The following is a 21,216-nucleotide window of genomic DNA, read 5'->3' on the forward strand; positions in this document are numbered from 1 at the left end:
TTGGGTCCTCATGCGCTTTAAACAAGATGGCACAGGGCGAATACGATTTTGAGCAGCTGGTATTTTCCGGCGGCGGCATCCGATGCTTCTGGCATGGCGGGTTCCTGTCGGTGGCGGGAGACCGGCTGTCACTCCATCCGAAACGGATCAGCGGCGTCTCGGGTGGTGTCTTGTCCGGTGCGGCGTGGATTGCTGGCCGGGAACAACGCTTGCTGGACGTCATGGGCGATGCTTTTGCGCGCAATGATTCCAATCTTGATGCAGCCAAATCCAATTTCACCGTTCATCAGGAAATGTACCGGCAAGTGGTGGCGGATACGCTGGATAGCGATGCGATAGACGCAGTTTGCGAGGGCCCAGACTATGAAGCCGTCCTCGCCGTTCCTCCGCAATGGTTGCCGCCAATCATGTTTGTGATACTGGCCGGCGCGCTCTATCAGACGGAAAAGGCGGTGAAATCCCGGCCACATCTGCGTTGGACCCGCAGGGTCGGCCTGCAACCCTTCCGTGTGGATGCGAAGAAAGCTGCGCGCGATGGCAAGCTGGTCGATCTGATCTGCGCGGCCGCAACGATACCCCCAGTGTTCGACGTGCCTGAATGGGATGGCAAGCGCGTGCTCGATGGTGGTTTGATCGACAAGGCACCCCCTCCGCAGCCGGATGAAGGACGCACATTGTTCCTTATGACCAAGCGCTATCGCAATCTGCCGGTAACTGACCGCTGTTTGTATCTTCAGCCGAGCTGCGAAGTGCCGGCTGACAAAATTGATTTTTCTGACCGCAGCAAGCTTGATCGGACGTGGCGTCAGGGCGCGCTGGATGGGACCGCCTGGCTGGCAGCGAACAGTTAGCTCAACCGCCGGTCAATTGCGGCCGCCATCATTGATGCCAGCTGTGGCCCTTGCTCTGGGTAGAGATAGGGCTCGATCAATTCTGCTTCCATCAGCAACAATCCGCCGTCGGCACCGCGCACCATGTCGATGCGGGCATAGAGAGGAGTGTCCAACGGGATCGCATCGATCACCGCCTGAGCGGCAGCGAGGTCCGGGGCGGAGGGCGAAAGCGGCTCCTCCGTTCCACCGTAAAGCGATTGCACACGGTAATCGCCATCGGCCGGTCGCTTGCGCAAGGCATGGGAAAACGCACCATCGACGAACAGGAAAGAGTATTCTCCGTCCTGCTGGATCTGCGGAAGGAAAGGCTGCAGCATGGCGGGGTGATCCATCCGCCAATCGGGGTCGGGCGAGGCCGCGTGATGGATCGACTGCCCCTCGGCCCCGGCACCAACCTGCCGTTTGGCCACCACGGATTCGGTGTCGAAGGTGTCCAGTGCATGCCGGATGTCGGTCGCGGTTGGATGCTCAACCCAAACAGTCGGGATCGTGGCCGCTCCGGCTTGTTCCAGATCGCGCAGGTACGTTTTGCGCGAATTCCAGCGGACAAGGTCGGCTGGGTTGCAAACAATGTGTCCATGATCGGTAAGAGCGTCCAGCTGGCTCAGAAAATGGGCCTCGTCATCCTGGTAGTCCCACGGCGTGCCAATCAGGATGACCGGGCATCCCTCGAAAGCATCCATCGGGGACCGCCAGTCTATCTCCACCAGCGTACGGCCCAGGGCTGCCAGTGCAGGGCACAGCGCATCAACCTGGATATCATGCTCGAAAGCGTCATCGCGCCGGGTGGAGGAGCCAGGGTGCGTGCCTGGACAGGTAAGGAAGCCGATCTTCATGCGATGAGCCTCTACGATCAGGATTGCCCGCTGGAAAGATCGGCCCGGCGCTTCTACAGAGCGACGTGATGACACAGACGCTGACAATCCGCCGCCCCGATGACTGGCACCTGCATTTCCGCGACGGCGCAATGATGGAAGGGGTGGTCGATTTTACCGCGCGCCAGTTTGCCCGGGCGATCGTGATGCCCAATCTCACCCCGCCGGTGACCACTACGGCATTGGGTGCCGCCTATCGCGACCGGATTTTCGCCGCAGTCCCTGCCGGGCGCGGATTTACGCCCCTGATGACTTGCTACCTGACCGATGAAACCGATGTCGATGACCTGGCGCAGGGGTTTGAACAAGGCGTTTTCACCGCAGCAAAGATCTATCCCGCAAATGCCACCACCAATTCCGCCCGTGGTGTGACCGATGTCGACGGCCTGCGTCCGGTGTTCGAACGAATGGCAAAGATCGGCATGATTTTGTGCATCCATGGTGAGGTGACCGATGCCGAGGTGGATGTGTTTGATCGCGAGAAGGAATTTATCGAGCGCACGCTGGCACCGCTCCATGCCGATTTGCCGCAACTCAAAATTGTCTTCGAGCACATCACGACGGCGGATGCTGTGGAATTCGTGATGGAAGCGGGCGACTCGGTCGGCGCGACCATTACGCCCCAGCACCTTCACATCAATCGCAACGCAATGCTGGTGGGCGGGATCCAGCCGCATAATTACTGCCTGCCTGTTGCTAAGCGCGAGAAGCACCGTCTGGCCCTGCGCTGGGCAGCGACCTCCGGCTCGCCCAAATTCTTCCTCGGTACCGACAGCGCCCCGCACGAGAAACACACCAAGGAAAGCGCCTGTGGTTGCGCCGGCATTTTCAATGCGCCCTATGCGCTGGAAAGCTATCTTGAAGTGTTCGACCAGGAAGGCGCGCTGGACAAATTCGAAGGTTTCGCCTCGCTCCACGGACCAGCCTTTTACGGTTTGCCCGTGAATGAAGAGACGCTGACGCTGGAGCGGGTGGCCCACACTGTGCCGGACGTGCTGGATACCAAGGGCGGGGCGATTGTGCCCTTCCATGCCGGGCAGGAGCTTAACTGGCGGCTGGCCTAGGTTTGGTTTTGGGCTGACGTTTCGACCACATATCCCACACGAACAGGGCCAGCGCGGTCCAGATCAGCGCGAAGCAGATGGCTTGTGCAGGTAGCAGAGGTTGCTCGAACACGGTCAGGCCAAGGATGAAGACGATGGTCGGGGCCAGGAACTGGATGAAGCCAAGCGTTGAATAGTCCATCCGGCGAGCCGCGATGGCGAACAGCAGCAGAGGCACAGCGGTCAACACGCCGCCAGCTATGATCGCGAGGCTGAGCCACAGCGAATCGTCGAAGGCAGAACCGGTTGGCGTTGCGGCATACCAGGCGGCGATGCCGAGAGCGGGTAGCAACAGGATCGCGCTTTCGATGGTCAGGCCGGGAAGCGAGCCGACCGCGACCTGCTTGCGCAGAAGGCCATAGGTGCCGAAGCTGAAGGCGAGCGTCAGGCTGATCCACAGCGTGGTCAGCGCGCCCGCGGCAAGGACGGCCACGCCCGCCGCTGCCAGCGCCACTGCAAGCCATTGCAGGCGGCTCAGCCGTTCCTTCAGGATCAGCGTGCCAAGCAACACATTGAGCAGTGGGTTGATATAATAGCCAAGACTGGCGGCATAAACCTGACCGTTCTGGATAGCCCACACATACACAAACCAGTTGATGGCAATCAGCGTCGCGCTCACCAGCAGAATGCGCAGGGCCTTGCGATCGGCCAGTGCGGCCCGCAAGTCCGGCATTTGCTTGCGGAATGCCACGATCAGCAAACACACCGGCAAGGTCCACACAATGCGCCAGCCGACAAATTCGAACGGCGGGACGCTACTGACGAGAATCAGGTAAAGCGGAAGAAAGCCCCAGATCACATAGGCTCCCAACGCGGCTGGCAGGCCCGAAGGCTGTTCGTGATCCTGATCGCTCATTCACGGCCCCTAAGCCGATGGAATTGGCCCGGCAAGCAGCATTTCATCGACGGAATCCGCTCTGCTCATCGCAAATTTCGAATCTGACAGCGTGGTTGCATTCCGTTCAGGAAAGCGGGCGTAACTATGAACGCATCGGACGACGCTTGGTGGAATCGCCCGACCCGCCACGTTCGAAAAGGAAGATATCATGCACACGTCATTCAAAGCTGCCGCTCTCGCCATCGCCGCTTCGGGTCTGGCTGTCGCCACGCCCGCTGCTGCTGCCCCTGCGTCGCACAACGCACCGGTCACGCACTCGATCTATGCCGGCCAGACCGGAGTCAGCGAGACGGCCAATCATCACCGTCGCTGGCACCGCAAGGGCCGCGGCAACCGCGATTACCGTGACTATCGCGACTACCGTGATGCGCGCGGCTATCGCGGCGACCGTTACTATGGCGAGCCGGTCTACCGTGACACCCGCATCTGGCGCGACCGCCGCGACGGCAATTACTATTGTCGCAAGCGCGACGGCACGACTGGATTGCTGATCGGCGCCGGCGTCGGTGCATTGATCGGCAACGAAGTCGCTGGCCGTGGTGATCGCACGCTCGGAGCGATCCTGGGTGCGGCAGGCGGTGCGCTGCTTGGCCGTGCGATAGACCGCAGCAACACACGCTGCCGCTGACCCCGGCCAGCCCGAACCCACCTTCGACCTCCTAGCGGGGTCGCAGCGCGGCACCCCACCAAGCCGCGGGAAGTGCCCTGTCGCCCGGTTTCGGGAGCAGGGCACTTTCATATGCCGTGCAATTGGACATTGACCCGGTCTTTACCCGCATCGCACTATGGCGGCACGATGATCCGCCCGATTGCCCTCCTGCTCCCGGCAGCCATGCTCTCCGCCTGCAACAGCGCGGAAGAGCAAGCCGCGACCATACCGGAGCGGGATCCGGTGACGACACAGGCCTTGAACGACCAGATCATGGTTGATCCCGACCTTGCCGGACTCAATGAGGCCAACGCCGCGTTGACAGGGGGCACAGACCATTCAATCCCTCCGGTCGTGAACACACGAGAGGCGATTGATGCTGCCCGGCTCGATGCTGCCGATATGGTGGGCGGGACAGATGAATTGGAGCCGTTGCCCAATCCGTCTGGCACCGACGATCCCTTGCCACAGGTGGCCCGCTACAGCCCGGCGGAGCTGGCGCGTCTTGTACCAGGTGTCGGGGCATGCGCCGATACGATCAGCTACACGGCGCAATGGGCGGCCCGTATGCCCGATACCTTCCCGGTTTATCCGCGCGGCAACACATTGGAGGCTGCAGGGACAGACGCGGGCGAGTGCTCGCTCAGGGTGGTGCGCTTCTTGACGCCGGTTTCGCGTGACGATGTATTGTCGTTCTACCGCGCCCGAGCCAAGGCCGCGAAGTTTCCTGCCGACTATCGCCTGGCGGGGGTGGATCAGGTTGTTTCAGGCCGCAAGGGTGCCCTGGGCTACGCCGTCTACGCGACGCGGCGGGCCTCGGGCATCAGCGAAATTGCGCTGGTCACCACGGGTTTCTAGCCGTCGCGGAAACCTACGCCGACAGTAGCGCGCGGCTGGTCCATTTCACTGCTGGCAACTGGATAGGCGCAATAGTCGGCGGCATAGAAGGCTGCCGGGCGGTGATTGCCGGACAAGCCCAGTCCGCCAAAGGGCGCTTTGGAAGAAGCGCCGTTGGTCGGCTGGTTCCAATTGACGATTCCGGCCCGGATATTGGCCCAGAACCGGTTATAGTCTTGCGGGGTGCCCCCTATTAGCGAGGCCGAGAGGCCGAACCGCGTATTGTTTGCTTCGGCAATGCCGGCATCCAGATCCTTGACTTTGATGACTTGCAGCAGCGGGCCGAACAATTCGACATCCGGCCGATCCTTGATCTTGGTCGTGTCGATAATGGCCGGGCTCAGGAACGGCAGGTTATCATCGGGGCGGGTCATGTGCTTGATCGCCTTGCCCCCGTTCGAGAGAAAATAGAGGAAGCTTTCGACCAGCTGGTCGGCGGCATCATTGTCGATCAGGCAGCCCATGAACGGTGCCGGCTCGGCGAAGGGCTCGCCCACAATCAAGCGATCAGAAAGTCGCTTCACCTCTTCGACAATCGCATCATACATGCTCTCGACCACGATCAGGCGACGCGCGGCAGTGCAGCGCTGGCCCGCAGTGGTGAAGGCGGAGCGGGCGATCAGGATGGCGGCATCGTTGATCAGCGGCGTGTCTGTCACCACGATCGGATTGTTGCCGCCCATTTCCAGGGCAACGATCTTGCCCGGATTGGTTGCCAACCTCTTGTTGATGGCGATCCCGGCTTGGGCGGAGCCGGTGAACAACACGCCGTCAATATCGCGGTGCGCGACCAGCGCCTTGCCCTCTTCCGGGCCACCGACGAAGAACTGTGCCACAGCCGCCGACATGCCGGCTTTGGTGAAACACTCCATCAGCAACTCGCCGACAGCGGGCGTTTTTTCGCTGGGTTTGAAAATCACCACATTGCCGGCGATCAATGCCGGAACGATATGGCCATTGGGCAGGTGGGCGGGGAAATTATAGGGCCCGAGGACAACCATTACACCGTGCGGTTTGTGCCGTAGTGCGGCCGAGCCTGCCAGAGCGCCATCGAGCTTTTTCTGGCCGGTACGTTCGGCATAGGCGTTGATCGAGATTTCGACCTTGTTGATCACCGCTTCGACTTCGGTCCGCGCTTCCCACAAGGGTTTGCCGGTTTCCTTGGCAATCAGCTCGGCAAATCTGTCGCTCGCGGCGCGCACTTCATTGGCGAAACGGCGGCACAGTTCCATCCGGTTTGCCAATGGCTTGGCCGCCCAGGCTGGCCATGCCCGCCGCGCCCGATCGACAGCAGCATCGACATCCCCGACCTTTCCACGCCAGAGCTCTTCTCCGGTCGCAGGTTCGAATGAAATGATTTCGTTCTGGCTCAAAGTAAGGCGATCACTTTCCCGAATTCAGCGATGCCTCGCAGCATTGCCAAACGTCCCTGTCCTGTCGCTGGCATTCTCTAGCGCGTCTGGCGCTTTGGTCAATCTTCGCGCGGCGTGTTTCCCTGCGGTTGTGGAGCAATTCCATGCGCTTCCCCCATCCTGCGAATGGCCGCGATCTTGTCCTGGAGCGGTAGCCAATCATCCCGCTCGGCGATGGCAGACCACAGGGTCTCGACTTCATCCACCAGCATCGTTTCGGGCTGCCCGTCCGACCAGTAGGAATGCTCGTTCTCCTGGCGCTCGTAAGGCTCGAACACAGACGCCAGTTCTCCTTCCGCCGAAGCTCCGCTCCGGTGGCGAAAGAAGAAGGCGTCGGGTTGCCATTTGCCCTCGCGCAATTCCTTTTCGCACGCCGCTACCATGGCCGTATCCTGCTCCATGCCAAGAGGCTTCAATCCCAGTCGCCAGCACCACCGCCGGGCCGTCGCCTCGGCATAGAGCGGCCCGAAGCGATTGAGGGCTGCGATCAGCGGATCGGCTTCTGTCAGCGCACGCAGAGAAACTGCAAATTGGCCAAGATTCCAATGTATTGCCTCGGGCTGGCGGCCAAATGCATAGAGCCCGTTCTGGTCGAAATAGGCCGCCGTAAAGCCGGAATCCCACGCCGGCAGCCAGCGCCACGGGCCGTAATCGAAGCTCTCGCCAGTGATATTCATGTTGTCTGTATTGAGCACGCCATGGACGAATCCGGCGACCATGTAGCTGGCAGCGAGGTCGGCCATGCGTTCGACCACCTGGTGCATCAATTGTACCGCGGGTTCTTCACGGCCCGGTGCATCAGCTGGCGGCATCGGCCCCGGGAATTGGGCCAGGCAATAGTCCACCAGCGCCGCCATGTGATCGGGCTCATCCTCCACCAACAGCCTTTGGAACGTGCCTATCCGGACATGCGAATGGCTGAGCCGGACCATCACGGCGGAGCGGGTGGGGGAAGGTTCGTCACCGCGCCAAAGCTCTTCGCCGGTTTCGATCACCGAGAATGTCTTCGATGTGTTGGCACCCAATGCCTCGAGAAACTCTGTCGCCAGGATTTCACGCATTGCGCCCTTCAGAGTCAGCCGCCCATCGGCACTGCGGCTGAAGGGGGTGGTGCCCGATCCCTTGGTGCCCAGATCGAGCAGCCGACCCTCACCATCGCGCATCTGGGCGAAGGTAAAGCCGCGCCCATCGCCGATCTCCGGATTATAGACGCGGAATTGGTGGCCGTGATACTTAAGGGCGAGTGGCTGGAGCAGGGTCTTGGGCAAAGGCTCGAACCTGCCGAAATGCTGTTCCCATTGCCGGTCCGTCAGTTCGGCCAGACCCACGGCAGCAGCCCAGCGATCATTGCGGAAACGCAGCTGTGTTTTCGGGAAGTCCGCCGGTTCGACCGGCGCGGCCAACCAAGCGGACAATTGTTCGATTGCACGCTCCGGCTGATACGAGGTTGCTTGCGGTTCTGCGCGCATCGCGCGATAGTGGCGGTGAGTGCTTGCCGGTGCAAGCGGGTGACACAAGAATTCCGGGACCGAAATTTTCCATGGACCAGCCATTTGCCGATCGCTTCTGGGAAAGCGATGACGGTCTCAAGCTGCATTATCGCGATTATTCTGGCGATCCGGAACATGTACCGGTTGTGTGCATGCACGGATTGACCCGCAACGCGCGTGATTTTGCCGAGCTTGCTGCGCATCTGGCGGGCAATCGCCGCGTGATCGTGCCCGAGATGCGCGGCCGCGGGAACAGCGATTATGCCAAGGGCAGCGAGAGCTACGCACCGCCGCGCTATGTCCAGGATGTCGAAATCCTGCTCAAACAGCTCGATATCAGCCGTTTCATCGCCATCGGCACATCGCTTGGTGGGTTGATGACGATGCTGCTGGCGCTGGCCGGGCCGGAACGGATTGTCGGGGCTGTTCTCAATGATATCGGGCCGGTGGTCGAGCCTGAAGGGATCGAAGGGATCCGCTCCTATGTCGGGCAAGGGGGCAGCTTCCCTACCTGGATCCACGCAGCCAAGGCGCTGGAAGAGGTCCATGCCCATGCCCATCCCGGCTTTGGTCTGGAAGACTGGCTGGCTATGGCCAAACGCGTCATGGTAATCGGGCAGGGCGGCCGGATCAGTTTTGACTATGACATGGCGATCGCAGACCCTTTCCGTGCAGCCGACAGCAACGCCGTACCGCCTGACGGTTGGCCAGCGTTTGAGGCCTTGGCCGGAACGCCGCTGCTGCTCGTGCGGGGCGCGCACTCCAACATCCTCTCGCCCGAAACCGTCGCGCAAATGCAGTCGCGCCATTCCGGTATGGAAGTTGTGACGATTGCCGATACCGGCCATGCGCCGTTGCTGACCGAGCCCGAAGCGGTCGCAGCAATCGACCGCTTGCTGGAGCCATTGGCGTGAGCAAGGCCAAGGCGCCCACGGCGCGCATTCTCCATCTGCATTCGACCTTCGCAGCCGGCGGCAAGGAATTGCGCTGTGTCCGGCTGATCAACGCGTTCGGGCCAACCGTCGAACATGCCATCGTCACCGGTGAAGCGGGCGAACTGGGCGCGGCGCAGCATTTCTCACGAGGCGCGCGTGTGGTTTACCCGACAGACTTCCCGTCGCTTCAAGGAAAGCCGTGGCCGGGCCGTCTGCAGAAACTGGCCAAGGCGATGGCATCATATGATTTGGTGCTGACCTATAATTGGGGCGCCATAGACGCCGTGTTTGCGCATACGCTGTTCAAGGATGCGCTCGGCCTGCCGCCGTTGATCCACCATGAAGACGGCTTCAACGAAGACGAGCAGAATGGATTGAAATGGCAGCGTAATCTCTATCGCAAGATTGCCTTGGGAAAGACCAGCGCGCTCGTCGTTCCGTCCGAACTGCTGGAAGGGATCGCGTTGGAACAATGGGACCAGCCGATCGGCAGGGTCAAGCATATCGCCAACGGGATCGATACCAAGGCATTCGCAAAGAAGCCTGGCCCTGACGCCTTGCGCGGAGTGATCAAGCAGGAAGGCGAGAAATGGGTCGGTACCCTGGCAGGATTGCGACCGATCAAGAACCTGCCGTTGATGGTTCGCGCCTTTGCGGCATTGCCCGAACCTTGGCAGTTGGTCATCGTAGGTGACGGCCCCGAGGCTGAAGCGATCCGCGAGGAAGCGGCAAAGCACAATATCAGCCACCGCGTGCATATGCCTGGTTTTGCAGCCGATCCGGCCCGCTATGTCGGCCTGTTCGACATTTTCGCGCTGTCTTCCAATTCGGAGCAAGCGCCTATCTCGGTTATCGAAGCGATGGCCGCCAGCTTGCCCGTCGTAGCGCCTGCTGTGGGCGACATCGCGCATATGGTCGCCGACGACAATCGCGCGCTGATTACCACGCCGGGTGACGAGAAGGCCCTGTCCGAAGCGATGCTGGAACTGGCCCAGGACGCGCAGAAGCGGACCCGGATCGGCCGCGCCAACAAGGAACGGGCCCGGGCAGAATTCGACGAGACGAAAATGATCGCGGCCTATCGCCGGCTTTATGCGAACGCGATGGGGCGCGATGCTCTGACCTGAATCAGCCCGCGAGCCTTGCTTGGCCCGCTTTCGCTCCACAACTTCACCTGCGGTTCACGCGTCTCCGTGTTGATTTGGCAGTGCCCCAACACTAAAGACGCGCAAACCATATCCTCCCGCAGAAAGAAACGAGCCCGCACGTGGCGCTGACACCCAAAGACTCCAAAGCACTGGCGAAGTCCGACGAGGACAAGAAGGCCCAGAAGAAAGCCGCCGAAGACGAGGCGCTGCTGCGCGAAGTCGACGATGCGGTCCGGCAGGATCAGTACGAGACATTCGGCAAGACCTATGGTCGCCCGCTGGCGGCGGCACTGGTGCTGGGCCTGGCAGGATTTGGCGGATATTTATGGTGGGATAGCCAGCAACAGGCGGCAATGGAGCAGGATTCAGAAGTCCTCATCTCCGCACTTGACCAGATCGAGGCAGGCAACCTGGAAACCGCCAGCGACACGTTGCAGCCACTGGTGGAAAGCGACAATGATGCAGCGCGTTCAGCCGCTTTGCTGATGCAGGGCGGCTCGGCCTCCGAACGCGGCGATGCAGCAGCGGCTGCGCGCCTGTTCGGACAGGTGTCAACGGATACCAATGCACCCCAGCCTTATCGTGATCTGGCGACGATCCGGATGGTGGCGGTCGAATTCGACACGCTTGATCCGGAGCAGGTGATCACCCGCCTCAAGCCGATTGCGGTGCCTGACAATGCTTTCTTCGGAAGCGCGGGTGAACTGGTTGCCATGGCCTATCTGGAGCAGGGCAAGCGGGACGAGGCAGGCGCTTTGTTCAGTGCGATTGCGAAAGATGACGAAACACCGTCCTCGCTGCGTTCACGGGCTCGCCAGATGGCGGGAATGCTCGGCGTCGATGCGATCGAGGATGTCGACGAGGTGCTGGAAGAAGTCGGCGCGGATACGGGCGCAGCGCCAGCGGCTGGCCAGGCCGCAGCACAATAATACGGACGGGATGGAACCGATGAAATCGATTATGCGCACAAACGCACTGCGAATGGGCCTCACCGCGATGCTGGCAGTCTCGCTGTCTGGCTGTGCAGGTGGCCTGTTCGGCGGCGGTGACGATGATGATACGACGCCGACAATTGGCAATCGTGTGCCTGTCCTGTCACGGATTGAAACCGGTGCGCAGGTAGATCCCAGCCTTGCTGGTGTATCGGTGGTTCTGCCCCCGGCACAAGTGAACGCCGAATGGGCCATGGCCGGCGGCACGGCCAGCAAGAGCTATGGCCATCTGGCGCTGGGCGGCTCGCTCAGTCGCGCATGGACGGCCAATATTGCCGGTGCCAGCAACCGCGAACGCCTTGGCGCGGCGCCGGTGGTGGGTGATGGCAAGCTTTATGCGGTCGATACATCGGGTGTCATCCATGCGTTCGATGCGCAAAGCGGCGCGCGGGTCTGGGACCACCGGATGGAAGTCGATGCGGGCATCCGCAGCTCTGCCTTTGGCGGCGGGGTCAGCTATTTTGGTGACCGGGTCTTTGCCACGAATGGCGTCGGCGAAGTCCTCGCGCTGAATGCCGACACGGGCGAAGTGCTCTGGAAAGTGAAGCCGGGCGGCCCTCTGCGTGATGCACCGACGCTGGCTTTCAACCTTGTCATCGTGATGACGCAGGACAACCAGATCATTGCCCTCAATGCCAATGATGGCTCGACCTCGTGGCAGGAATCGGGTTCCAGTGCGCAAGCGGGCGTGTTCGGCGTGGCCTCGCCAGCGGCAGGACAGGGCTCGATCATAGCGGGCTACAGCTCGGGCGAACTGGCGGCCTATCGCTATGAGAACGGGCGAACCTTGTGGTCTGACGCGCTGGCGCGGACATCGATCAGCACCACGGCCGGCTCGCTGACCGATATCGATGCCGATCCTATTATCGACAATGGCCGCGTCTATGCGCTGGGCCAGGGTGGCCGCATGGCGGCGTATGAACTGGTGACCGGGCAACGGATCTGGGAATTGAACCTGGCCGGCATCTCCACACCTGCAATCGCCGGGGAATGGGTGTTTACGCTGACCGATGATGCACGCCTGCTCGCAATTGCGCGTGCCACTGGCAAAGTGCGCTGGGTCAGCCAGTTGGCGCGTTTCCGGGATGAAAAAGACAAGGAAGGTCCGATCTTCTGGACGGGCCCGGTCCTTGCGAACAACACACTCTATGTTGCCAGTTCCGAAGGCGAAATCTGGCAAGTCAGCGTCGGCGAGGGCAGTGCGCAGATGTTCCAGGATATCAAGCAGCCGGTCAGCCAGCCGCCGATTGTGGCCAACAACATGCTGTATGTGCTCGACGATAGCGGCACGATCCACGCCTATCGCTAAGGATTAACGGGGCGGCCCGGTGCCGCCCCGATTTAGCACAGGCGCCATCCTCTTTCCGGCTGTTTAACCCTTTGCGCCTATGGGATATCCATGCGCGCAAGCCACCACACTCCGCCGCCTCCGGCCAGTGACGTGTCGACAGCTGTCGGCCTGGCCGGCCTGCTTGGCCTGGCGTTGTGGATCCTGTTTTGCCGCAACTACGGAATAATTGCGGAGGCTCTGGCCTTGAGCGGCCCGCGCGGGCCGCTTTCCGGGCCGTACGCCTCGCTCGCTGCGTTGCTGTTTACAGCTGGCCCGATGGTGATCTGGTCGGTGCTGGTGGACAAGGTCCATTGGCGGTCTTCGACTGGTATCGACTGGAAAAACGCGCGTCCGGTGTCCGAGATCATGCACGTCTCCACAGTCAAGATTGCTGGCCTGTGGGCGACCTGGGCGATTATCGCCGGGCTATATTGCCTGGGTCGGTGGTATTGGGAAGGCCAGTATCTCTTCGCGATGAAGGTGCTTGGGGTGGCATTGATACCGATGGTGGTTCTGTCAGTGCCCTATGTCATCTGGCTCGACCGGCGCATGGTCGATCCACGCGATCATGCGTGGCATTTCGGTGCCATGCTGCTGGGTCGCGAGGCCTATGACCGGGACGAGGTGAAGAAACACTGGCGGGCCTGGATCATCAAGGGCTTTTTCGGGGCCTTCATGATTTCCATCTTGCCAGGCGGTTTCCAGCAGATTGTCGAGGCCGATCTTGCTTCTCTGGCGGGCAATCCTGTTGCGCTTGCGCTGTTCCTGATCACGCTTCTGTTCCTTGTCGATGTGCAGATCGGAACAGTCGGCTATCTCGTCACGTTCCGCCCGCTCGATGCCCATATCCGCAGCGGCAATCCGTTCCTGTCGGGATGGGTCGCGGCGCTGATTTGTTACCCGCCTTTGGCGTGGGGCGTTCTGGGCAACATCCTGAAATATGAAGTCAACACGCCGGGCTGGGCCAACACCTTGGCCGAGCAATCGACGCTGCTATATCTGTGGGGCGGCTGGCTGGTCGTGCTGACCGCGATCTATGCCTGGGCCACCGTGGTTTTCGGCATCCGCTTTTCCAACCTGACCTATCGCGGTGTACTGACCAACGGGCCTTACCGCTACACGCGGCACCCGGCCTATCTGTCAAAGAATGCTTATTGGTGGTTCGCCACCCTGCCATTCATCGTCAATGCCGACGGGTCGCTGGTTGACATGATCCGCAACACCTTCTTCCTCGGCTGCGTCAGCGCGATCTATTACTGGCGCGCCAAGACGGAGGAGGCACACCTCCTCGCCGAAGATCCGAAATATAGCGAATATTACGACTGGATGGAGGAGCACGGAGTGATCACCGCTCCCCTCAGCCGCCTCAAGCGCAAACTGCGCCCGCGCGGCCCGGTGCTGGAAGCGCCTGCGGAATAAGCCCTGAAGCAGCCGTTCCTATAGCGGTTGACCGTCGTCGGTCTGGTACATACGCAGATCGCGGCCAACCGGGGGATTGGCGGCCATCACCTTCTGGAACTCTGCCATATGGGCAGACTTGCCATGCGCGCCGAGAGCTTCCTGGTCGCGCCAGCGCTCGTAGATGATGATTGTGTCCGGGTCCGACAGGTCCTGGGCGAAGGTGTAAGTGTAGCAACCGTCTTCGGCGCGTGATGCGGCGACCATGGTCTTGATCGCTTCGACCGTTTCGGGCGAGTTTGCGATTGTGCCGGGGGCCAGGCTGATTGTGCCGTTGATCTGGATCATGTCGGGGTCCTCTCCTCAGAAACTATATTTGTAGACGCGCGAGACATCGCCATTCCACTCGCCATGATACATGTCGAGCAGGCGTTGGGCCGGCACCTTGCCGCTTTCGACAATCTCGTCGAGCGTCGACAAGAAGCCGGTTTCATTGTCACCGCTCTGCCCCAACCGGCCCCTGGCGGTCAGCCCCTGGCGCGAAATGGCCAATACGTCTTTCGCGAGATCGCGCAGCTTGTGGCCGCCGGGAATCTCAGCATCCAGCGCCAATTTGGGAACGGCATTGCGGAGCGTCTCGCGCTCTTCCATCGTCCAGTCTTTCACCAGCTCCCATGCCGCGTCCAGTGCAGCCTCGTCATACATCAGGCCGACCCAGAAGGCGGGGAGGGCGCAGATACGGCTCCACGGGCCGCCATCGGCGCCGCGCATTTCGAGAAAGCTCTTGAGCCTGACTTCGGGGAAGGCCGTCGAGAGATGATCCCACCAGTCACCTTCGCGCGGTTTCTCGCCGGGCATGGCAGGCAAATCGCCGTTCAGGAAATCGCGGAAGCTTTGCCCGGCGGCGTCGATATATTGGCCGTCGCGATAGACGAAATACATCGGCACATCGAGCATGTAGTCGACCCAGCGCTCATAGCCGAAATCATCATCAAAAACGAATGGCAGCATGCCGGTGCGATGCGGGTCCGTGTCGCTCCAGATATGGCTGCGGTAGGAGAGGTAGCCATTGGGCTTGCCCTCGGTGAAAGGCGAATTGGCAAAGAGGGCGGTGGCAAGCGGCTGGAGCGCCAGGCCAGTGCGGAACTTCTTCGCCATGTCGGCTTCGCTCGAATAGTCGAGATTGACCTGAATGGTGCAGGTGCGCAGCATCATGTCGAGACCCAGATTGCCGACCTTGGGCATGTGGTTCATCATGATGCCATAGCGGCCCTTGGGCATCACCGGCAGTTCCTCGCGGGTCTTGTCGTGCCACATGCCCAGGCCCAGGAATCCCACGCCGCATTTCTCGCCAATTTCTTTTACTTGCGACAGATGACGGCCGGTCTCGTTGCACGTCTCGTGCAGGTTTTCCAGCGGTGCACCGGACAATTCGAGCTGACCCGCTGGCTCCAGGCTGACAGCGCCATCACTACCTTTAAGGGCGATGACTTTCCCATTTTCCTCGACCGGTTCCCAGCCGAAATCCTGCATATTCAGGAGGATGTCACGAATACCTCCGTTCTCGTCGTATGATGGCGCGCGGAAGTCATCCCGCTTGTAGACCAGCTTTTCATGCTCGGTCCCGATGCGCCAATCGGCCTTGGGCTTTTCGCCAGCTTGCATCGGCGCGACCAGTTGGTCGCGGCTCTCGATTACCGGATCGGCTGATCCGCTGTCCTCCCGGGTACTCATATTTCAGCGCGTTAGGCTGCGATTTGGGCGAGGCCAAGGAAATTCCGTTTCTGTGTGCAACTGCTAATCTTGTTGCTCGCGCCAATCGCCCATGGTGCCCATCCACAAAGCCGTGGCGGCCATGGCGGCGGTTTCCCCGCGCAAGATACGCGGGCCCAGAGTAATGGCTTGCGATTGCGGATGAGCACGAATGGCTGCGCGCTCGGCATCGTCGAACCCGCCTTCGGGGCCGACCAGCAGGGCGGCAGGGGCATTGTGCGCTGTGAAAGCGTCTGCGGCAGGTTTTCCGCCAAGCTCGTCTGCAAAAAAGAGCGTGCGATCCTGCGGCCAGTCACGCAGCATGGCCTCCAGCTTCTGCGGTTCGGCCAAATCGGGCAGGGCGGTGCGCGCGCATTGTTCAGCCGCTTCAGTCACGATCGTCCGCGCGCGCTCGGCATTGAGCTTGTCCGCCACGCATCGGCGGGTCACGACCGGGCGGATCGCACGCACGCCCAATTCGGTCGCTTTCTCCAGCACCATATCGAAGCGATCTTTCTTGAGCAGGGCGGGCACGAGCCAGAAATCAGGCACCTGCTCACGCTCGCGCAGTTTCTCCACCGGATCGAGCGTAATCGCGCGCTTGCTGGCGTTGGCGACCGTACAAGCCCATTCTCCTGTCGCGTCGTCGCACAGAATGACCGCATCGCCTGCCCCCACGCGCATCACTTTGCCGAGATAATGCGCGGCATTGCCATCAACAATGACGGGAGTGCCCAAAACGATTGGCACGCTGACGAACAATCGCGGTGCGCTTCGGGGCGGCCAGGCGGGTGTTGCGGGCATAGCGAACTCTAAACCACATCCGGCATCCCGGCGAAAGCTGGGATCAGGTGCGGAATGGTCTGAGGGTGCCGAGAGAGATCCCGGCTTTCGCTGTGATAGCGAGTTGGGTAGGGGTGCGCGCAATGTCTGAAACAGCCCCCGACATCGTTCCCGATACAGAACACCGCGGCCTCGTCGCGCGCCTGCCGCAATTGCCGCGTGATCTGGCGCAGTTGGCGCGGTTTGACCGGCCGATCGGATGGTGGCTGTTGTTCTGGCCTTGTGTCTGGGGCGTGTGGCTGACGGGGAGCGGCTGGCAACTGGCGCTGCTGGCTTGGTTGCTGCTCGGCGCGATTGCGATGCGCGGTGCCGGCTGTGTCTACAACGATATCGTCGACGCCGATCTTGACCGGAGAGTCGCCCGAACAGCGCTTCGGCCTGTGGCGAGTGGCCGGATCAGCAAGAAGGTCGCCTGGACATGGTTGCTGGCACTGTGCGGGCTGGGTCTTTTGGTCCTGCTGCAATTACGATGGGAGGCGCAAGTGGTTGCGCTTGCCAGCCTTGCCTTGGTGGCGGCCTATCCGTTTATGAAGCGGATTACCTGGTGGCCGCAAGCGTGGCTGGGGCTGGTCTTTACCTGGGGATTGCTGATCGGCTGGGCGCAGTTTCGCACCGACAATCTCGATGCATTGGCGGCCCTGTATGGCGGGGCGGCGCTGTGGGTGATCGGGTTCGACACGATCTATGCGCTGCAAGACCGCGAGGATGACGCGATGGTGGGGATCCGCTCCAGCGCTTTGCGACTGGGCAAGAGCGTAACCACTGGCGTCGCGTTGTTTTATGCCGGTGCGATTGGCCTGTGGGCCCTGGGCTTCTGGTTGCTGCGGGCCGACTGGATCGCGCTGCTCACGCTGGTCCCTGTGGCTGCCCATCTGGGGTGGCAGGTGACAACGCTGGAAGCCGACAACCCCGACAATCCGTTGGCCCGGTTCCGGTCCAATCGCTGGGCCGGCGCGCTAATGGCCGCAGCCTGCTTCGTGGTGGGCAACGCCTGACATCGCGCCCCTGCGGTGTTTACATTTCGTTCTCCCTCCAGCATCTGCGGATCTATGGCGGCAATCCCCCTTCCGGCCTTGCATGCGAGCCATGCAGGCACGTGGCTGAGAGAGGCCAATGGTCTGACGCGCGGATGCTCCAAGGGTGAAGCCATCAATGCGGCGGCGGATACGCCGGTTCTGATGCTCAACGCGCCGCTGGTGGCTGCGCGGCTGGGCTATCCCGATTTATCCGGCCTCGACCTGCTGGAGCTGTTTGCTTTCATCCATCCGGCGAAATTCTGCGTACCCACGCCCAAGGGATTGGCCCATGCGCTCGATTTGCCGGAGCCAAAGGGCGATGATGGCGTGCCCGAATTGCTGCAAGAAGCAGCCGGTAAGTTGCTGGGATTGTGTGAAACCGACGATTGGGCCGAGCGGGATGGCGCGTGGAGCGTGCTGCAAAGCATGGCCAAGCTGCGCTGGCCGTGGGCGGGAGTTCTTGCGCCGCATGTGCAGCGCCCGCACCAGGCCGAAAAGTGGGTTTTTGCGAAACTCCCCGAGTGGGAAGAAACGCCGGAACGGCCACAGCCCGCGCAGGTAACGCTTGCGCCGGAAGCTGTCGAAACGCAGCTGGAGACTCTCACCGGCACAGGGGCTGAGCGACGCGAAGGGCAACGCGCCTATGCCAAGGATGCAGGCAGTATCTTCGCCCCCCGAAGCGTAGGGCGTGACCAACAGACGCTGCCCCACGTCCTGTTGGCGCAAGCGGGCACCGGCATCGGCAAGACGCTGGGCTACCTCGCGCCTGCTTCGCTATGGGCGTCTTTGTCACAGGGCACGGTATGGGTCAGCACCTATACCAAGAACCTGCAGCGGCAATTGAGGGGCGAAAGCCGCCGGGCCTGGCCGAGCCGGCGCAGCGACGGCTCGCCGCCGGTGGTGGTGCGTAAGGGGCGCGAGAATTATCTCTGCCTGCTCAATCTGGAAGATGCGTTGCAGGGCGGCTTTGCCGGTCGTCCCGCCATCCTGGCCCAATTGGTGGCACGCTGGGCGGCATTCTCTGCCGATGGAGACATGATCGGTGGCGACTTGCCCGGCTGGTTAGGCACATTGTTCCGCAAACGCGGGATTGCAGCGCTGACCGACCAGCGTGGCGAGTGCATCTATGCCGGCTGCCCACATTACCGGAAATGTTTCATCGAACGCTCCGCACGCGCGTCGGCACAGGCGGACCTGGTGATCGCCAATCATGCGCTGGTGATGATCAATGCCGCGCGCGGACGCCATCAGGGGCAGGCCCCGACACGCATCGTGTTCGACGAAGGGCACCATGTGTTCGATGCTGCGGACAGCACCTTTGCCGCTGCGTTGACCGGACAGGAAGCGATCGAGCTGCGGCGTTGGATCATCGGGCCGGAGAAAACAAATCGCGGCCGCAGGCGCGGGCTGGCGGCGCGCCTGGCCGATGTGGCCAGTTATGACGATGCCGGTTGCGAAGCGGTGGAGGCGGCCGTCGAGGCTGCGGCCAAACTGCCCGCGGACGGCTGGATCGCGCGGCTCGCCGAAAATATGCCGCTGGGGCCGCTGGAAACCCTGCTCGGGCATGTTCGCGCCACCACTTATGCCCGCGACGAAAGCGGTGGGCAGGAAGCTGGCTATGGCATCGAAACAGAGGTCGCCGCGCTGCCAGGAGCTCTGATCGAGGCAGCGCAGGAGGCGCAGAGTGCGCTCGCGGCCATCCGCAAGCCGCTGATCGCATTGGGATCGCGGTTGGAGGCGGTGCTGGAAGACGCGCCGGACTGGTTAGACGGGCAGGGCCGTGCCCGGATCGAGGGCGCGCGGCATTCGCTGACCTGGCGGATCGATCTGATTGCGGCGTGGGAATCGATGCTGGCCCGGTTGGGCGGTCCGGCCGATGCCGATTTCGTCGACTGGTTCGCGGTCGACCGCAATGACAGCCGCGAATTCGATATCGGCATCCATCGCCACTGGCTCGACCCGATGAAACCCTTCGCCAAGGTCGTGCTGGAGCCTGCGCATGGAGTCATGCTGACCAGCGCTACGCTGACCGACCGGGGCGAACAGGGAGAGGATTGGGAAGGCGCGATTGCTGCCAGCGGCGCGCCGCATATCGATCTCGCGCCCAAGACCTCCAGCGCGCACAGCCCGTTCGATTATGCAGGCCGCGCCGAAGTGTTGATTGTTACCGATATCAAACGTGGCGATCTGGCAGGGCTGGCCGGCGCCTATGCCCGGCTGATCGAGGCGGCGGGTGGCGGCGTGCTGGGGCTGTTCACTGCGATCAAGCGGTTACGCGCCGTCTATGGCCGGATCGCCGATCGTCTCGCGCGGGCGGGCTTGCCGCTTTACGCGCAGCATGTGGATCCGATCGATACCGGCACGCTGACCGATATTTTCCGCGATGATCGCACGGCCAGCCTGCTCGGCACCGATGCGCTGCGCGATGGCGTCGATGTGCCGGGTGAAAGCTTGCGCTGTGTTGTGATGGAGGCGGTGCCGTGGCCGCGCCCCACGATCCTGCACCGGTCGCGACGGGCCTCGGGCGGGGGCGGGCGCTATGATGACCGGATCATCCGGGCACGACTGGCACAGGCCTTTGGCCGCCTGATCCGCAGCCGCGATGATGCCGGGCACTTCGTGGTTCTTTCCGCTGCCTTCCCCAGCCGCCTGCTCAGCGCTTTCCCGGAAGGCACCCCTGTTCTGCGCCTCACGTTGGAAGAGGCGTTGAAGCGGGTTGCCGCGGGGCCTCCGGGCGGCGATAAGGGTACGGCACATCCTGCTTTGACCCCCGAGGAATCCCCCAGCGAATGAAAGTTCTCGGCCTCCTGCGCCACGCCAAGTCGGATTGGGACGATATGTCCACCCGGGATTTCGATCGCGGCCTCAATGCGCGCGGCCGGCGCGGTGCGGCGCTGATGGGCGCGCATATCAGGGCGCAAGACCAGCAGTGGGACTGCGTACTGGCCAGCCCGGCGGAGCGTGTCCGCCGCACGCTCGAATCCGCAGAACTGGGCGTAGTGCCGCAATGGGACCAGCGCCTCTATCTCTCCAGCGCAGAGACCATGATCGATGTTGTAGGCGAAAAAGCGGGCGACGCCGATGCGGTGTTGATCGTGGCGCACAATCCCGGTCTGCAGGAAATCCTGCTCAAACTGATCGCGCCCGAAAACGAAAATGCTGCTTTTGACGAAGCAAGCATCAAATACCCCACCGCCGCCTTCGCGATCATCGAGCTGGCCATCGACGATTGGAGTGAGCTGGGCGGCGAGAACGGCATTCTCACCCATTTTAAACGTCCACGCGATCTGGATGCGGACTTGGGCCCCGAAGGGTAGGGCCTAAGATCTGCTTTCTTAGATCAAGCGCATTGCGCATACTGTCTTCAATGGGTGGAAACCTGACTGGCCGGTTTTGATGCGATACTTTCGAATAGCGGACGACGATAGCACAATCACGCTATCTTAAAACGCCGAGCCGCACCTTCAGATTTTGACTGTGTGGTAACTCATTCACCGTTTCTCACAATTCTGAAACCGACGTCTTGTGGTAGGTTCACGAACCGCTTCGAGGCGAATGCCATGAACCCATCTTCAGCAACGAGAT

Annotated in this window: 19 protein-coding genes; 12 read left to right on the forward strand and 7 right to left on the reverse strand. The window is 61.7% G+C overall.

What is annotated here, in order from left to right:
- Positions 1-26: 26 nt before the first annotated feature.
- Entirely contained in the window at positions 27-851 is an 825-nt protein-coding gene (locus ABD653_RS14075; protein ID WP_160779257.1) for a patatin-like phospholipase family protein, read from the forward strand.
- On the opposite strand, the gene ABD653_RS14080 is transcribed toward ABD653_RS14075, so the two are convergent.
- Positions 848-1,729: an ATP-grasp domain-containing protein gene (locus tag ABD653_RS14080; protein ID WP_160779258.1), complete on the reverse strand. Its 882-nt coding sequence runs from the start codon at positions 1,727-1,729 to the stop codon at positions 848-850. The genes ABD653_RS14075 and ABD653_RS14080 overlap by 4 nt on opposite strands.
- Before the next feature lie 68 nt (positions 1,730-1,797).
- Between ABD653_RS14080 and pyrC the strand changes: the two genes are divergently transcribed.
- Positions 1,798-2,832, forward strand: coding sequence for a dihydroorotase (gene pyrC / locus ABD653_RS14085; RefSeq protein WP_160779259.1), 1,035 nt, complete (start codon positions 1,798-1,800; stop codon positions 2,830-2,832).
- Here the strand turns inward: pyrC and rarD are convergent.
- The gene (gene rarD / locus ABD653_RS14090; protein ID WP_160779260.1) at positions 2,813-3,727 is read right to left on the reverse strand and encodes an EamA family transporter RarD; all 915 of its coding nucleotides are present in this window, start codon (positions 3,725-3,727) and stop codon (positions 2,813-2,815) included. The genes pyrC and rarD overlap by 20 nt on opposite strands.
- A gap of 190 nt (positions 3,728-3,917) precedes the next feature.
- Here rarD and ABD653_RS14095 point away from each other — a divergent pair, with 190 nt between their 5' ends.
- A complete protein-coding gene (locus ABD653_RS14095) occupies positions 3,918-4,397 on the forward strand; it encodes a glycine zipper 2TM domain-containing protein (protein WP_160779261.1) in 480 nt (159 codons plus the stop codon).
- Positions 4,398-4,565: 168 nt separating this feature from the next.
- The gene (locus tag ABD653_RS14100) at positions 4,566-5,276 is read left to right on the forward strand and encodes a hypothetical protein (RefSeq protein ID WP_160779262.1); all 711 of its coding nucleotides are present in this window, start codon (positions 4,566-4,568) and stop codon (positions 5,274-5,276) included.
- Here the strand turns inward: ABD653_RS14100 and astD are convergent.
- Positions 5,273-6,688: a succinylglutamate-semialdehyde dehydrogenase gene (gene astD / locus ABD653_RS14105; RefSeq protein WP_160779263.1), complete on the reverse strand. Its 1,416-nt coding sequence runs from the start codon at positions 6,686-6,688 to the stop codon at positions 5,273-5,275. The two genes, ABD653_RS14100 and astD, sit on opposite strands and share 4 nt — an antisense overlap.
- Positions 6,689-6,786: 98 nt before the next feature.
- Positions 6,787-8,196, reverse strand: coding sequence for a protein adenylyltransferase SelO family protein (locus ABD653_RS14110; protein ID WP_160780407.1), 1,410 nt, complete (start codon positions 8,194-8,196; stop codon positions 6,787-6,789).
- Positions 8,197-8,267: 71 nt separating this feature from the next.
- On the opposite strand from ABD653_RS14110, the gene ABD653_RS14115 reads away from it, so the two are divergent.
- The 5 genes from ABD653_RS14115 to ABD653_RS14135 all read left to right on the forward strand — a co-directional run bounded on the left by ABD653_RS14115 (position 8,268) and on the right by ABD653_RS14135 (position 14,041).
- Positions 8,268-9,131 (forward strand): alpha/beta fold hydrolase, encoded by an 864-nt coding sequence (locus ABD653_RS14115; RefSeq protein WP_160779264.1) that lies wholly within the window; start codon positions 8,268-8,270, stop codon positions 9,129-9,131.
- Complete coding sequence (locus tag ABD653_RS14120) at positions 9,128-10,279, forward strand: glycosyltransferase family 4 protein (protein WP_160779265.1); 1,152 nt, start codon at positions 9,128-9,130, stop codon at positions 10,277-10,279. Before ABD653_RS14115 ends, ABD653_RS14120 begins: the two co-directional genes overlap by 4 nt.
- Positions 10,280-10,419: 140 nt before the next feature.
- The gene (locus ABD653_RS14125; RefSeq protein WP_325065390.1) at positions 10,420-11,229 is read left to right on the forward strand and encodes a tetratricopeptide repeat protein; all 810 of its coding nucleotides are present in this window, start codon (positions 10,420-10,422) and stop codon (positions 11,227-11,229) included.
- A 10-nt stretch (positions 11,230-11,239) separates the two neighbouring features.
- Complete coding sequence (locus ABD653_RS14130) at positions 11,240-12,601, forward strand: outer membrane protein assembly factor BamB family protein (RefSeq protein ID WP_407672761.1); 1,362 nt, start codon at positions 11,240-11,242, stop codon at positions 12,599-12,601.
- A 90-nt stretch (positions 12,602-12,691) separates the two neighbouring features.
- Entirely contained in the window at positions 12,692-14,041 is a 1,350-nt protein-coding gene (locus ABD653_RS14135; protein ID WP_160779267.1) for a methyltransferase family protein, read from the forward strand.
- Between the two features lie 18 nt (positions 14,042-14,059).
- Here ABD653_RS14135 and ABD653_RS14140 read toward each other — a convergent pair whose 3' ends face one another.
- The 3 genes from ABD653_RS14140 to ABD653_RS14150 form a co-directional block, all read right to left on the reverse strand.
- Positions 14,060-14,368, reverse strand: a complete 309-nt coding sequence (locus ABD653_RS14140) for a putative quinol monooxygenase (protein WP_160779268.1) — start codon at positions 14,366-14,368, stop codon at positions 14,060-14,062.
- 15 nt (positions 14,369-14,383) lie between these two features.
- Complete coding sequence (locus ABD653_RS14145; RefSeq protein WP_160779269.1) at positions 14,384-15,754, reverse strand: glutamate--cysteine ligase; 1,371 nt, start codon at positions 15,752-15,754, stop codon at positions 14,384-14,386.
- A 63-nt stretch (positions 15,755-15,817) separates the two neighbouring features.
- Positions 15,818-16,576 (reverse strand): 16S rRNA (uracil(1498)-N(3))-methyltransferase, encoded by a 759-nt coding sequence (locus ABD653_RS14150; RefSeq protein WP_160779270.1) that lies wholly within the window; start codon positions 16,574-16,576, stop codon positions 15,818-15,820.
- A 122-nt stretch (positions 16,577-16,698) separates the two neighbouring features.
- On the opposite strand from ABD653_RS14150, the gene ubiA reads away from it, so the two are divergent.
- From ubiA to ABD653_RS14165, 3 genes are read left to right on the forward strand one after another with little or no spacing between them, the layout of a single operon-like run.
- A complete protein-coding gene (gene ubiA / locus ABD653_RS14155) occupies positions 16,699-17,610 on the forward strand; it encodes a 4-hydroxybenzoate octaprenyltransferase (RefSeq protein WP_160779271.1) in 912 nt (303 codons plus the stop codon).
- Positions 17,611-17,664: 54 nt separating this feature from the next.
- Complete coding sequence (locus ABD653_RS14160) at positions 17,665-20,424, forward strand: ATP-dependent DNA helicase (protein ID WP_160779272.1); 2,760 nt, start codon at positions 17,665-17,667, stop codon at positions 20,422-20,424.
- Positions 20,421-20,948 carry a SixA phosphatase family protein gene (locus ABD653_RS14165; RefSeq protein WP_160779273.1) on the forward strand — a complete coding sequence of 176 codons (528 nt, stop codon included), beginning with the start codon at positions 20,421-20,423 and terminating at the stop codon, positions 20,946-20,948. Before ABD653_RS14160 ends, ABD653_RS14165 begins: the two co-directional genes overlap by 4 nt.
- The last annotated feature ends 268 nt before the right edge of the window (positions 20,949-21,216 follow it).

The sequence above is a fragment of the Parerythrobacter jejuensis genome (assembly GCF_039536765.1).
GTDB classification, from domain to species: domain Bacteria; phylum Pseudomonadota; class Alphaproteobacteria; order Sphingomonadales; family Sphingomonadaceae; genus Parerythrobacter; species Parerythrobacter jejuensis.